Source organism: Brevibacterium sp. Marseille-P9724 (assembly GCF_902500275.1).
In the GTDB taxonomy this organism is placed as follows: domain Bacteria; phylum Actinomycetota; class Actinomycetes; order Actinomycetales; family Brevibacteriaceae; genus Brevibacterium.
The window spans coordinates 236,699-251,014 of sequence record NZ_LR722993.1 but is presented as its reverse complement, the minus strand read 5'-3'; the positions used below and the strand labels follow the sequence as shown (position 1 = coordinate 251,014).

Sequence of the window (14,316 nt, the reverse complement as noted above, 5' to 3'; positions counted from 1 at the left end):
GATGGTCATCGGGGCGTTACGGTGTGTCATGGAAGACCTCCGGGTCAGGGTGCGTGTCGTTACCCACCTCGATACCGGGGGTCTTCTCTGACCTCAAATCCCGTTCACAACCTCCCGAGGAACTACACCTAGGGCTCCAGACGGGCAGTCGACCACTGGGAAACATCCGCCAGATCGGCCGGTGCCCCAGAACGGCTGGTGAAAACACACCTGTCGTGCATCCGGTTCTCCATGCCCTGCCAAAACTCCACTTCGAACGGACGAAGCAGGTACCCGCCCCACGAGTCCGGCCGTTTAACCGGGCGGCCGGCAAGCTCCGCCTCGACATCCTGATAGCGCTGCTGAAGAACCGACCTGCTGCGCACCGGCTGGGACTGGTGTGAAGCAACCGCGCCGATCTGCGAACCACGCGGACGCTTAGCGAAATAGGCGTCCGATTCTTCCGGCGAGACCTTTTCGACAACACCGCGCACCCGCACCTGCCTGCTGAGTTCGTGCCACGGGAACACGAGCGAGGCGCGCGGTGACTGAGCAAGCTGCGCACCCTTGGCAGACGTGTAGTGGGTGTAGAAGACAAAGCCGCGCTCATCAAAGCTCTTCAACAGCACCAAACGGGCAGTCGGCCCCGTGTCATCCGCGGTCGCCACGACCATCGCATTGGGTTCGCGCAGGTTCTCGTGGGCACAGTCGTACCACGCGGCAAACTGCTCAAACGGGGTGTCCTCAAGATGGTCAAGATCGTCAGCACCGTATTCAATGCGCTGCTGTGCGAGTTCGGCCAGGGAATCCGGGATGTCGATCATAGATCCAGACTACCCGCGTGCCCACTGGCCTCCGGGGGCTGTCCGGTCGGCGGGCTGTGTCTGACTACGATAAAAGCGTGATCACAATTCCAGAAGAGCTGCTGCCCGCCGACGGCCGTTTCGGCGCTGGCCCCGCTCGCATTCGCCCCGAACAGATGACCGCCCTGGCAGACGCTGCCACAACCGTTATGGGCACCTCGCACCGCCAGGCGCCCGTGAAGAACATCGTCGGGCGCATCCGCGCCGGACTGACCGAACTGTACAACCTCCCCGAAGGGTACGAGGTGGTGCTCGGCAACGGCGGTTCCACCGCCTTCTGGGACGCCGCTTCCTTCGGACTCGTGCGCAGAAAAGCAGCCCACGGTTCTTTCGGCGAGTTCGGCAGCAAGTTCGCAAAGGCCACCGACACGACTCCTTTCCTCGACGATTCCGCAGTGTTCGAAGCACAGCCGGGCTCGGTTGCCGTTCCCACCGCGGTCGACGGTGCTGACCTCTACGCGTGGCCGCACAATGAAACTTCGACGGGAGCAGCCGCACCGGTGAAGCGGCCAGAGGGCATTGCCGATGACGCTCTCGTCGCCATCGACGCGACTTCAGCCGCAGGCGGTCTGAACGTCGACATTGCCCAAACCGATGTCTACTACTTCGCGCCGCAGAAGAACATGGGCTCCGACGGCGGTCTGTGGATCGCCATTATGAGCCCGCGGGCAATCGAGCGCGCTCGGTCGCTCAAGAGCTTCGGCCGGTGGATTCCCGCTTCGCTGGACTTGGTGACGGCGATCGACAATTCGGCAAAGAACCAGACGTACAACACCCCGGCCGTGGCCACGCTCATCATGCTGGCTGAGCAGATCGACTGGATCAACGGCAACGGCGGACTGGCCTGGGCTGCAGAGCGCACCGGCACTTCAGCCAGCCTGGTCTACGACTGGGCCGAAAAGAGCGATGTCGCCCGACCGTTCGTGAGTGACCCGGCTGACCGTTCCAACGTCGTGTGCACTGTCGACTTTGACGATTCCGTCGACGCAGCCGAGATCGCCAAGACTCTGCGCGCAAGCGGAGTTGTCGATGTCGAGCCCTACCGCAAGCTCGGCCGCAACCAGCTGCGGATCGCCACTTTCGTTTCGGTCCCCCCGGAAGACGTCAAGGCGCTGCTCGACTGCATCGACTTCACACTCAGCGCCCTGCGCGGCTGAGGCTGCGTTAGGGGCAGAATTGGCGAGGCTCCCGATATTGGGGGCCTCGCCATTTTTGCCTGCTCAAGCCGGGGTTTCTGCAATCTAGTCGGAATATTGAGGCAAAAACGCACGGATCGCCTCGTTTTGTCGACTAGACGGCAGAGTAACTTTTGGCGGCCGGGAGGGCTAAGGGGACGAGGTGCCGGCGGGGTAAGGACGGGCCACTCACCCCAGCGAGGTGCCGGCAAGGTTGCGAACGCTCCACCGGCTGGGCCACACGCCACACCCGCCCCCGGCTCACACAGTGGTGAAGTGCAGGAAAACACCCATTGTCAGCGCGATGAAAGCCGCACCGGCGCACAGAAGTTCAATGCCCAGACCGATGCCGACGGCAACGAGTGTGCCCTTTGTGGTTTCGAGAGCTTCACGCGCCGTTGAGTGCCGCACCCATTCAGCGATGAACAGGCCGACGACAAAGCCGATGAGCAGCCCCGGCCCCGGCAGCGCGAACATGCCGACAACAGCGCTGAGCGCGGCTATCGCGATCACACGGTTGGGCACCTCGAGCTTTTTCAGCCGATTGCCCGTCAACACCCACGAGGCCGCTATGCCGATGATCGTCAGAAGGATCCCGCCTGCAGCACCCGACCAGCCCATAGTGGAGTTCACCGCAACACCCCAGCCGATCAGCACAAACAGATTCAGAATCGAACCCGGAATCACCGGCACGATAATGCCCGCGCACCCGATCACCAGGCCGACATAGGCGATGACAGTGGCCCAGACCTGAGCGTCAGTGCTCAGCATTATGGCCTTCGTGTTCGGCATCGGCAGCCGAGGTGTCGCCGCCCTTATCAGCAACCTCGCCGCCGACCATTTCGAAGTCTTCGGCGCGGTCGTCGATAACAGGTTCGGCAGTGTCATCGTGTTTGCGGACATCGGTTTCTGAGTGCGCTCCGCAGCCGTTGTTCAGGGAAACCACGCGCCCGTCAAACGGTGATGCGGCGTTGGCGCACAGGCCGAACTGGGTGCGCACAGAGCCAGCGATGGGCATGAGGAAACCGCAGGTGCGGCATTTGGCAGACGCTTCGGAAGCGTATTCGGAGTCCGGGCCGGAATCGGATTCCGCCCAGCGGGCAGCCGCCGCTGCGATCCCATCGCGCGACAGCACGCGCTTGCGTCCCAGGCCGAACTCAAAATTGGGGATCTGGTCGATGTCGTCCTCGACTTCGACCTTGACCTGCTCCAAACCCAGTTCGAGGTTCGGATCGTCTTCGTCTTTCGGCAGAACGTCGCGAGCGCCGATGTCGGAGGGGCGCAGCCTGTCTCTCCACGGCACCCAGTCGGGTGCGACCAGTGCGTCTTCGCCGGGCAGCAGAGCGGTTTCGGACACCGTGACGCGCTCCGAGCCCGGTGCCAGTGCGAGGATCGCCGTCCAATACCAGCCCGGGTAGCCCGGGGTGCGGCACTGAAAGATGTGGGAAGCCGCGTAGGCGCCTTCGGCCACCACGCCCAGGTGCTCGCCGATGGACGATTCGTCGGTCATGTCGGCAATCGCTGTGCGCGCGGTGTCGACCGCCTGGGCCAAGATCGGGTTGATCTCCCCCAGCGCGGCTCTCCATTCGGCGTAGCAGCTGGTCATCAGCCCTCCAGGTCGTCGGCAACGTGGCGCAGGACCTCGGCGACTTTTGCGGAGAATTCCGCGTCCGGGTAACGGCCCTGTCGCAGTCCGGCCAGTGTGTCATCGAGCATTGTGATGACGTCTTCAATCATATCTGCCGTCTTGTCCGGGTTGGGACGCACGCGCGGAGGGGCGTCCAGCAGGCGGGCCCGCAGCACCTGACGGCCTCGGCGGGAGTCCACGATGTCGAAGTCCAGACGAGACCCTTTGTGCACGGTCACGCCGTCGGGCAGCGACGACGAGTGCATAAAGAACTCTTCACCGTCGTCACCGGTGACGAAGCCGAATCCCTTGTCCGGGTCAAACCACTTCACGCGTCCTGTGGGCATTGTCAGTCCTTTTCTCAACGCACTTTCGTGCGGATCTGTTGGGGTGTATGCGGGCCGGAGCTTACGAGGCGCCGGTTCGGTCCGCTTGCATGTTGGGGTGTGCCTGGGATCGGCGAGTACGGCGCCCGCGGGGCGTTCCCGCCTGGTCTAGGTGTGTGCTCTAGGTGCGGCGGCGGAAGAACGCGCTTGTCAGCCACGCCAGGAACAGGATGAACGATGCGCTCGGGGCAATCATTCCCACCCAGGTCAGCACCTTCGAGGGATGCCCGACGGTGAGGCCTTGGACAATCACCACGACCAGCGCGATGGCACCCAGGAGCATGAGCGCAAGCGCGGCGATCAGCGTCCACGATGTGCGCTGCTCGTTCGTGCTGGGTGTCACTGTGGGCCTTTCGGTGTTGTGTCTCTGCCGACGGGTGAACCACCCATTCTAGCCGCCTGTTTTTCGGGTGCCGTCTAGACTCGGAGGGATGAAGGGCTTTCAGACTTTCACCGGCTGGCTGGGCAGTGCTCCTGCCGACTGGTTTGCGGATTTTGTCCGCACTCGGCGCGATCTGGTTCGATCCGATACGGCAGCGCTCAGCCGCCTGGCCGGTTCGGCCTCCACTCGCAAAGGGGTGGCCGTTGCCCTGGAAGCGCTCAACGCCGATGAGCTGCAGGCGGCTCTGCGTGCAGCGAAGGCGGCGCGTGTTGATCCCGTTGTTCCCCGTGGGGAACTCAACGCCGGTTCGGATGTTCTCAGCCGTCTGATTCTTCTGGGCCTGCTGTGGCCCGCACACACTGGCAGCACAGGGGAGGCTGAACAGAGCGACCCGGGCGATGCCGAGGCCTTCGGCTTCCAGTCCGAGGCAATTGCCCTGCTGCCCACTTCTGCGGCGGAATCCGCCCACCCGCCGGAGTGGACGGAGTACACCCAGCCGAATGAACCCGTCCTCACCCCTATCCCCGAGTCTGTTGCCCGCAACGCCCAGGCGGCTGCCGCCGGGGCTGCAGGCGGCACAATCGCAGCTGCTGTGCGCGCAATCGAAGCGGACCCGCCCAGCCAGCTGATGTCCGGCGGTGTCGGCAAACGCGATGTGCAGCGACTGTCATCAGCCCTTGACCTCGAATACGCGCAGACGATCTTCGTGCTCGAACTGTGCGGTTCTCTCAACCTCGTCGGCGTCGACAGCTCCAACATCGACCCCGTGTGGCTGCCCACGGCCGAATACGACGTCCTCAAGCGCACCGACCGCGGCAGCCTGCACGCAGCACTCGTGCGCGCCTGGCTGCGCATGGGTGAAGACATCACCCACATCGCCGCCGGTCACACCCCTCGCGGTGACCGCGTGCACCCGCTTAACTCCGTTGTCAAACCCACCACCGCCAATCCCTACGGCGGCCACCCCTCGGCCCTGCCGCCAGTCCGCTCAACCCGCTTCCGCCTGCTGCGGGCCCTGCACTCGCCAGAGTCACTGCTGCCCCGGCACGGCAGCGCCACCGCAGCCGGGACCTCGGCAGACTCCGGCACCTCGACAGCTCTGAGCATCCGGCTTGCCGACCTCACGGCGGCACTCCGGTGGCGCTATCCCCTGGCACCCGCGTTCAACCGCGACACCCTCGCCCAAATGCTGACCGAAGCGGAGTTCCTCGGCCTTGTCGCCACACCCCTGAGCGCCCCCGATTCCTGTGGGCTGACTCCTTTGGGCCGCGCACTGGCCGAACACCTGGATGCGTCCCTGCCCGCGGCCGCCCAGCCGCTGGACTACGCCGGATCAGCCGCCACAGTGCCAGCCGACTTCCCCGAAACAGTTGGGCAGCTCCTGCCGGACTACGCCGTAAGCGTCGTCATCCAGTCCGACCTCACCGCTGTGGCCACCGGCCCCGTCCACCCGGACCTGGCACAGAAACTCGATTCGATTGCAGACATAGAAACCCGCGGCCAGGGAACCGTGTACCGGTTCACCGAAAAGAGCATCGAACGGGCCCTGCGCGCGGGGCTGAACCGCACAGACATCGCCGACACTCTGCGCGAATGCTCCTCAACCGGGGTACCGCAGCCGCTGGAATTCCTCATCGACGGGGTCGCCTCCCGGCTCAACCGCGTGCAGGTGGCAGGCGCTCGCGGCGCCGTCATCGTCGACGACCCCGACGAACTCGACGCCATGCTGGCCGACCCGCTGCTCACCCCGGCCCAGCTGACCCGTGTGGCGCCCACCGTCGCGCTGTCCGGCATCAGCTCCGACCGCCTGCGCGCCCTGCTGGAAGGCGCGGGCACATCGACCCTGACCGAAGCCCCCTCAGCACAGCCGCGGCGCGCCCCCAGACAAACCGCACCAGCCGTCACCCGGCGCACCGCCCGCATTGCAGATGCCGACCTCGGCCGCTACATTGCCGGAGTTCGCAGCACAGCAGAAGCGACCGAGGGCGACCCGGCATCCACCTCGGGCATTCTGCGCGCAGCCATCGACCGGCAGCAGAGCGTCACCGTCACACTCGCCCGCGCCGACGGCAGCAGCACCACCATCACTCTGACCCCAACGGCAATCACCGGCGGGCGAGTGCGCGGAATCCGCAACGGCAGTGAAATCGCAGCCTCACTGTCGCGGATCATCAGCGTCTCCCCCGCCGAGGAAGGCACACAGTGACAGGCCCCCTCGTCGTCCAGTCCGACAGCACAATCCTGCTGGAATCAGGCCATCCCGACGCCGCCGAAGCCGCAGCGGCAATCGCCCCGTTCGCCCAGCTGGCGCGCACGCCCGAGTACATTCACACGTACACCATCACACCGCTGGGACTGTGGAATGCCCGCGCTTCCGGCCACGATGCCGAATCCGTCATCGACACCCTGCTCGAATACGCCAAATACCCCGTCCCCCACGAACTGCTGCTGGAGATCGTCGATCTCATGGACCGTTTTGGGGTGCTGGTGCTGACCAGTTCGCCGGTGCACGGTCTGGTGCTCGAATCCTCAGACACCGCACTGCTGGAGAACCTGGCCGAACAGCCCGAGCTCCAGGGCATCTTCGGCACCCGGATCGACCCCGGCACCATCGAGGTGTACCCCTCCGAACGCGGCGAACTGAAGTTCCGCCTGCTCAAACTGGGCCACCCGGTGGCCGACCACGCCGGCTACGTCGACGGTGAGGCACACACCATCGAACTGAACTACCACGAGGCGCCGTCAGGGGCCGCTGGTTCCCCCGACTCCCGTGAGGGGTCGGGAGGCTCCGGTGAGGCTCATGAGAGCGCAGGTGCCGCAGGTGGCCCTTCTGGTGGCGAAGAGTGGCGCCTGCGGCCCTATCAAGAAGACGCTGTGCAGACGTTTATGCGCGGTGAATCCGGTGTTGTCGTCCTGCCCTGCGGTGCGGGCAAAACAATCGTGGGCGCAGCGACGATGGCGCAGGTGCGCACCACCACTCTCATCCTGGTGACCAATTCGGTGTCCGCCAAGCAGTGGAAGGCCGAACTGCTGCGCCGCACCAACCTGACAGAAGACGAAATCGGCGAATACTCCGGGGCGGTCAAAGAGATCCGACCTGTCACCATCGCCACCTACCAGGTGCTCACCACCCGCCGCAAAGGCTCCTACCTGCACCTGGAGCTGCTCGACGCTCGTGACTGGGGCCTGGTCATCTACGACGAAGTCCACCTGCTGCCGGCACCCGTCTTCCGCCTGACCGCGGGCCTGCAGGCGCGCCGCCGCCTGGGCCTGACTGCGACGCTCGTGCGCGAGGACGGCCGTGAAGACGAGGTCTTCAGCCTCATCGGCCCCAAGCAGTTCGAAGTTCCGTGGAAGGAAATCGAAGCCGCCGGCTACATCGCCACCGCCCACTGCGAAGAAGTGCGGGTCCGCCTGGACCGTTCAACCCGAGTGGCCTATGCCAGTGCCGAAGGCGAAGACCGCTACCGGCTGGCCGCCACCAGCGATGTCAAACTTCCCGTGGTTCGCCGCTTGGTGGAGAATCACCGTGATCAGCAGGTGCTCGTCATCGGCCAGTACCTCGATCAGCTGGAAGAACTCGGCGAAGAGCTGAACGCGCCCGTGCTGACGGGCAAAACCGGCGAAGCAGAACGCGAAAGACTCTACGAAGCGTTCCGCACGGGCGAAATCTCGGTGCTCGTGGTGTCAAAGGTCGCCAACTTCTCCGTCGACCTGCCAGAGGCCTCCGTCGCCATCCAGGTGTCAGGGTCCTTCGGCTCACGCCAGGAAGAAGCACAGCGGCTCGGGCGGATCCTGCGGCCCAAGGAAAGCCGCCAAGCGGCATCGTTCTACACCGTCGTGGCAGCCGAAACGGTCGACGAGCAGTTCGCCGGCCACCGCCGGAGGTTCCTCACAGAACAGGGCTACAGCTACACCATCAGCAATGCCTGAAGCCACCGCGCTGTCCACCTGACCAGAGCAGAGCCGTCAGCTCTCCGGGGCCTCTTCTTCGACGACCAAGTGAATTTCCGCGGTATCCGGGTGAACGTTCGTCCGGGCAATCACTCGGCGGCGCTCCTGTCGCTTCTCGCCGAGCTTGACGAAGACCACGCCGATGAGCACAAAAACACCGCCGATGGCCTGAACGGCAACGGGAAGGTCGCCCAGCAGAATCCAGGCCATGACCACCGACATCGGAACCTCAATCAGGTTCATGAAGCTTGAAATGGTCGAACCGATGTAGCGCACGCCCACAACCGCCGTGGTGTAGGCCCCGCCTGTGCACAGCAGCAGAGCCAGCGCAACCGCCCACCAGGGAAGGACGGTGCCGTTGGCGTCGAGATCCTGCGTGGTCATACCTGCCGGGATGAGGCCCACCGCTGTGATGAGAGCGACTACAACAGCGCCGATGCCCATTGTGATGCAGATGAGAGTCACCGACGGAAAGCTGAGATCGGCCTTGGCGGACATGACGAAGAACGCGGCCAGGCACACCGCAGCAGACAGAGCGAAGAACACACCCAGCAGATCAACGGAAGAACCGCGCGGATCCAGGATGATGAGCAGGCCCACCGCCGCGGCGACAATGCCGATGAACGTCAGAGTGGACGGGCGGAAGCGGGTGCTCGCCCACACCCACAGCACAATCATGAGCGGGGCGGTCATCTCCAGAAGCAGCGCAATAGGCGGGCTCATGCGCTCAATCGCCAAAAAGAACAGCAGCTGCACACCGGCCATGCAGACGACACCGTAGGTCAGCACGTACCAGCGGGCCTGCCACACTTCGCGCCAGCGGCCGCGCATCTGAATGAACATCGGAATCGCCAGCAGGAGGCAGCTTCCGGCCAGGCGCACAAACGTCACCGGCCCCGGAGTCCAGTCACCCGCATACATGAGCTTGCCCAAGGGTGCGCAGATGGCGAACAGAAAGCACGACACCAGCGTGATGAGCAGGCCGAGAATGAAGTTCCGATTCACCGAATCATCGTGGGGGCTGGCCCGAGTTGAAGTCAAGACGGGTGGAGGCCGCACTTCCCCGACATCACGCCTGAGAAGCCCCGCTGAGGTACTGCCGAAATCGGCCCGGACTCGACGGGGTGAAAGTCACCGTCGGGCGGTAACGTTGTACCCATGTTTGCCATTCTCACGATCACAGCTGTCGCGCTGCTGTTCCTCGGCAGCATCGCACTGGCAATTCTCCACACTCTCTGGTGGCTCATAGCCGTCGTCATCTTCGGGGCTCTGCTGGCGCTGGCGATCTACGACGTCGTCCAACCCCGACTAGCCGTGCTGCGCATCTACCCCCTGCTGGGCCACATGCGGTACCTCATGGAAGAGATCCGCCCCATGATCCAGCAGTACTTTGTGGAAAGGAACTGGGACGGTCGGCCCTACGACGCCGACGCCCGCGCCCTCATCTACGAACGCGCACGCGGCATCCACGCTGAAAAGTCCTTCGGAACGGAACTGGAAGTCCGCGACTCCGGCTACGAATACCTGCTGCACTCCGTTGTCCCCGGCAAGCGCCCCCAAGGCGAACACCGGGTGGTCATCGGCGGACCGCAGTGTTCCCAGCCGTTCGACGTTTCGCTGCTGAACATCGCCTCCATGTCCTACGGTGCTCTGTCCGTCAACGCGGTGCGCGCCATGAACCGCGGGGCCCACAAGGGCGGATTCTTCCAGGAAACCGGTGAGGGCGGTGTGACTCGCTACCACCTGGAATCCGGGGCGGACATCGTGTGGGAGTTCGGATCCGGCTACTTCGGCTGCCGTACTCCCGAAGGCAACTTCAACCCCGAAATGTTCGCCCAGAGGGTCGTCCACCCCCACATCAAGGGCGTGCTCATCAAACTGTCACAGGGCGCTAAACCCGGCCTCGGCGGTGTTCTGCCGGCTGAGAAGATCACGCCTGAAATCGTTGAGGCCCGCGGTGTAGTGCCCGGCAAAGACTGCATCTCCCCGCCATCGCACACGGCCTTCACAACTCCGACCGAACTCATGCAGTTCGTCGGTCAGCTGCGCGAACTGTCCGGCGGCAAGCCGATCGGCTTCAAACTGTGCGTGGGCCTGCGCACGGACGTTCTGGCAATCGTCAAGGCCATGCTGGAAACCGGCATCCTGCCGGACTTCATCGTGATTGACGGCTCCGAGGGCGGAACAGGCGCCGCCCCGCTGGAATACGAAGACCACGTGGGCACGCCGCTGACCGAGGGCCTCATCCTCATGCACAACGCGCTCGTGGGTGCGGGACTTCGCAAACACATCAAGATCGGCGCGGCTGGCAAGATCGTCGCCGGCACCGACATCATCCGCCGCATTGCCCAGGGCGCTGACTACTGCCTGGCTGCGCGCGCCATGATGATGGCCACCGGCTGCATTCAGGCCCAGCGCTGCCACACCAACAAGTGCCCCACCGGCGTGGCCACGCAGAACCCGCACCTGTACCGCGGGCTCGATGTCGATGACAAGGCCGAGCAGGTGTACCACTATCACAAGTCGACCGTTGCAGAAACAGCGCAGATGATAGCCACGATCGGCTTGGACAGTCCCGATCAGCTTCGCCCCTCGCACGTGTTCCGCCGCGTTTCGCAGTCGCGCACCGAGTCCTACGCCGAGGCCTATGACTGGCTGGAAGAAGGCGAACTTCTGGGCACACCGCGCCGCAGCTGGGCCGAAGACTGGAACCACGCCGACCCGCACCGGTTCGGCCCGCCCATTTCCGCTGGCTTCCGCGGGTCCGCCTAAGGCTGCCGGGGCTCGGAGTTTGAGAATCCTCTTAGACTCCGAGCCTTTTCTGTGTGCCGCGCTCTCAACCTGGTCCACAGATGGGCCCCTGCATGCACAGCACTGAACGAATACGCACTCAATGTGATCCATGCAACAATGATATTCAGGCAGCTTCCAGCAAACATTCAGACTTGAAGAGCAGACTGATGGCATGACGACTCCCATCACCCCAGACCAGGACACGCAGGAAGTCGAAGCGACCCTGCTCGTTGTCGACGATGAACCCAATATTCGCGAACTGCTGTCCACCAGCCTGCGGTTTGCCGGCTTCGAAGTCATTTCGGCAGCCAACGGGGCCGAAGCCCTGCGCCTGGCTGAACAGCAGGTGCCGGACCTCCTGGTGCTCGACGTCATGCTCCCCGACATGGACGGGTTCACCGTCACCCGCCGTCTGCGCCAGTCCGGCCTCCACATTCCGGTGGTGTTCCTCACCGCCCGCGATGACACCTCGGACAAGATCACGGGCCTGACCGTCGGCGGTGACGACTATGTGACCAAGCCGTTCAGCCTCGAAGAGGTCGTCGCTCGCATCCGGGCGGTCCTGCGCCGCACCCACGCCGCAGAAGAAGAAGAGACCGCCGTCATCGAAGTCGGCGAACTCGAACTCGACGACGACACCCACGAAGTGCGCCGCGCGGGCATCCTCATCGACCTGTCCCCCACCGAATTCAAACTGCTGCGCTACCTCATGCTCAACGCCAACCGCGTGCTGTCGAAATCGCAGATCCTCGACCACGTGTGGGAGTACGACTTCGGCGGCGACACCGGAATCGTGGAATCCTATATTTCGTATCTGCGCCGCAAGATCGACGTAGCCCCCAAGACAGACGAAGCCGGCAACCCCATCGACCTCGAATGGACTCCCATGATCCAGACCAAACGGGGCGTGGGATACATGCTGCGCACGACAGACTCCAAGTAAACATGCATCGACAAGGGGCGGGACCGACAGGCTCGCCCCTTTGCATTGGAAAGCACACTGACTTTGACCACCCCCGCTCAGCGCCGCTCATCACACGTCCTGTGGCAAGACTGGTCGCTCACCGGCAAGCTGCTGGCGATCATGATGACCCTCATGCTGCTCGTACTCACCGGCACGAGCGCATGGGTCCTTGAGAACCTTCGCGCATCGCTCATCGAGCGCACAGACCAGCGCCTGGTCACCACATCGCAGGCACTGGCCATCAAAGCTGCCGACGAAGTCATGACGCGCACCCCGCTGCAGAACACCTCGCAAGACCAGATCATCAGCTCAATGCTGCCGGGAACCTACTACGTGCAGTTCTACACGGCAGACGGCCGCAAAGCATATGACCCGGTCGCCCCCTCGGAGACCAACGTTCCCTACCTGCCGGAAGTCAACACGAAGACGGTTGCAGAGAACCGCAGCCAGCCATTCACCGTTCCCGGAAGCACGTCGCAGTGGCGGGTGCGCACCCTGCCGCTGAAGAACTCCGACATGCTCGTGGCAATCGCCCTTCCGTTTGACAAGGACATCGACGACATCAGCGAGTACGCCCGCAATACGATGATCGGCATCGGCGTACTGGCGCTGGCGATCGTCGGCGGCGTCGGCTATTTCGCCATCACCAACACCTTCCGTCCTCTGCGCGACATCGAAAAAACGGCCTCCCGCATTGCCGCCGGCGACCTCTCGCAGCGCGTGACTGAATACCCCAGCTCCACAGAGCTCGGGCGCCTGTCCAGTGCCCTGAACACCATGCTCGGGCACATTGAGGACTCCTTTGACGGGCGCAAAGCCTCCGAAAAGCGCATCCGACAATTCGTTTCGGACGCGTCCCACGAACTGCGCACACCGCTTGTCACCATCCGCGGCTACGCGGAGCTCTACCGGCAGGGTGCTGTGCAGAAGCCCGAAGACGTCGGCCAGATCATGGGCCGGATCGAAGCTGAGTCCATCCGCATGGGCGATCTCGTCGAAGACCTCGTGGTGCTTGCCCGGCTCGACAGCGAGCGCCGCGCTGAAATCGGTCCCGTAGACATGGCCGCCGCCGTCCGCGACACCGCAGCCGACACTGCCGCCCAGGCACCCCAGCGCGAAATCTCGTTCATAGGCCTCGACGGCGAAGACGCACCCGAACTTCCGCTCATCGAAGGCGCTGATTCCAAACTCCGACAAGTCGTCAGCAACCTGGCGGGCAATGCCCTGCGGCACACGGCGGACGATGTCGCAATCGACTTCGCCGTCGGAGTCGTAGATGTTCCCGAAAGCAGCGACGCTGCCGACAATACTGACGAAACAGCCAAGCAGTCCCGCGGTGCACTTGATTTCGTCACCGGGCCGGTCCGCATATTCAAACGCGACAGCAGCCGCACCGACGCCAAAACCCAGGGCAAGGGCCAAAGCAAGGCTCAGGACAAGGCCACAGCGAAGAACGGTGCGACAAACACGGCAAAAGCTCCGGAAAAGGCCCAGGCCAGCTCGGCAGGCCAGAAGACGAGCACTGCTGCAGACAACAGCGCAAGTGCGACTGCCGAGGCGCAGACGGCTGCCGGCGAACAGCCGCTGGCACCGCCGGGCACCGGGGGCATCATCGTTCCCGACATTCTCGAAGGATTCCCCGCGGGACGCGTGCGCATTGAAGTGCGCGACCACGGCGAGGGAATTGATCCTGAGATAGCTCCCCGAGTGTTCGAAAGGTTCTACCGTCTGGACTCATCCCGCGACCGCTCCACCGGCGGGTCCGGCTTGGGGCTGTCAATCGTCAAGGCGATAATCGACTCCCATAAGGGCGAAATCTCCGTCCACGAAACTCCCGGCGGCGGAGCAACGTTCCGCGTCGACCTGCCCATTCCGCCGGAGGGCGTGCTGCCTGAAACCACCAGAAAGGACCGCTCATGACCGATCCGCGCCACCCCGATAAGCCCAACGACGGCACGCACGGCACAGGCGAGCGCCCGCAGAACAGCAGCTCTCAACAGCCACCGCGAGTCGGCCAGCAGGGCCGGGCGAACCCAGGCAAGCCAGCGGGGCAGGCCCAACAGGAAAAGCCAGAACAGCCGTCCAAGCCGAATCAGCCGGCAGGGCCAGGGCGTCCGGCAGGGCAAGAACACCCGACAGGGGCAGCGGGGCCAGATCAACCAGCAGGGCAACAACGTCCGGCGGGGGCTGCAG

Annotated in this window: 12 protein-coding genes; 6 read left to right on the top strand and 6 right to left on the bottom strand. The window is 64.0% G+C overall.

All coding sequences use genetic code 11. From position 1 onward, the window contains the following. Positions 1-128: 128 nt before the first annotated feature. Positions 129-803, bottom strand: a complete 675-nt coding sequence (gene pdxH / locus GC119_RS07070; RefSeq protein WP_151952772.1) for a pyridoxamine 5'-phosphate oxidase — start codon at positions 801-803, stop codon at positions 129-131. A 77-nt stretch (positions 804-880) separates the two neighbouring features. On the opposite strand from pdxH, the gene serC reads away from it, so the two are divergent. Next, positions 881-1,999, top strand: coding sequence for a phosphoserine transaminase (gene serC, locus GC119_RS07065; protein WP_151952771.1), 1,119 nt, complete (start codon positions 881-883; stop codon positions 1,997-1,999). A gap of 279 nt (positions 2,000-2,278) precedes the next feature. Here serC and GC119_RS07060 read toward each other — a convergent pair whose 3' ends face one another. The 4 genes from GC119_RS07060 to GC119_RS07045 form a co-directional block, all read right to left on the bottom strand. Further along, positions 2,279-2,788, bottom strand: coding sequence for a DUF456 domain-containing protein (locus tag GC119_RS07060; protein WP_193215637.1), 510 nt, complete (start codon positions 2,786-2,788; stop codon positions 2,279-2,281). After that, entirely contained in the window at positions 2,775-3,623 is an 849-nt protein-coding gene (locus tag GC119_RS07055; RefSeq protein ID WP_070574739.1) for a DUF3027 domain-containing protein, read from the bottom strand. The genes GC119_RS07060 and GC119_RS07055 overlap by 14 nt, the downstream gene beginning before the upstream one ends. Beyond that, positions 3,623-3,991 carry a cold-shock protein gene (locus GC119_RS07050; RefSeq protein WP_070574741.1) on the bottom strand — a complete coding sequence of 123 codons (369 nt, stop codon included), beginning with the start codon at positions 3,989-3,991 and terminating at the stop codon, positions 3,623-3,625. The genes GC119_RS07055 and GC119_RS07050 overlap by 1 nt, the downstream gene beginning before the upstream one ends. 160 nt (positions 3,992-4,151) lie before the next feature. Then, a complete protein-coding gene (locus tag GC119_RS07045) occupies positions 4,152-4,373 on the bottom strand; it encodes an LPXTG cell wall anchor domain-containing protein (RefSeq protein WP_070777467.1) in 222 nt (73 codons plus the stop codon). 88 nt (positions 4,374-4,461) lie between these two features. Between GC119_RS07045 and GC119_RS07040 the strand changes: the two genes are divergently transcribed. Continuing rightward, complete coding sequence (locus GC119_RS07040; RefSeq protein WP_070777469.1) at positions 4,462-6,618, top strand: helicase-associated domain-containing protein; 2,157 nt, start codon at positions 4,462-4,464, stop codon at positions 6,616-6,618. Further along, complete coding sequence (locus tag GC119_RS07035) at positions 6,615-8,345, top strand: DNA repair helicase XPB (RefSeq protein WP_070777471.1); 1,731 nt, start codon at positions 6,615-6,617, stop codon at positions 8,343-8,345. The genes GC119_RS07040 and GC119_RS07035 overlap by 4 nt, the downstream gene beginning before the upstream one ends. Before the next feature lie 36 nt (positions 8,346-8,381). On the opposite strand, the gene GC119_RS07030 is transcribed toward GC119_RS07035, so the two are convergent. After that, on the bottom strand, positions 8,382-9,371 hold the full coding sequence (locus GC119_RS07030) for an EamA family transporter (RefSeq protein ID WP_226829340.1): 990 nt from the start codon (positions 9,369-9,371) through the stop codon (positions 8,382-8,384). Positions 9,372-9,524: 153 nt separating this feature from the next. Here GC119_RS07030 and GC119_RS07025 point away from each other — a divergent pair, with 153 nt between their 5' ends. The 3 genes from GC119_RS07025 (at position 9,525) to GC119_RS07015 (ending at position 14,043) form a co-directional block, all read left to right on the top strand. Beyond that, positions 9,525-11,138, top strand: coding sequence for an FMN-binding glutamate synthase family protein (locus GC119_RS07025; RefSeq protein WP_070777473.1), 1,614 nt, complete (start codon positions 9,525-9,527; stop codon positions 11,136-11,138). A 193-nt stretch (positions 11,139-11,331) separates the two neighbouring features. Next, a complete protein-coding gene (locus tag GC119_RS07020) occupies positions 11,332-12,102 on the top strand; it encodes a response regulator transcription factor (protein ID WP_070574750.1) in 771 nt (256 codons plus the stop codon). Between the two features lie 63 nt (positions 12,103-12,165). Next, a complete protein-coding gene (locus GC119_RS07015) occupies positions 12,166-14,043 on the top strand; it encodes an ATP-binding protein (RefSeq protein WP_070777474.1) in 1,878 nt (625 codons plus the stop codon). The last annotated feature ends 273 nt before the right edge of the window (positions 14,044-14,316 follow it).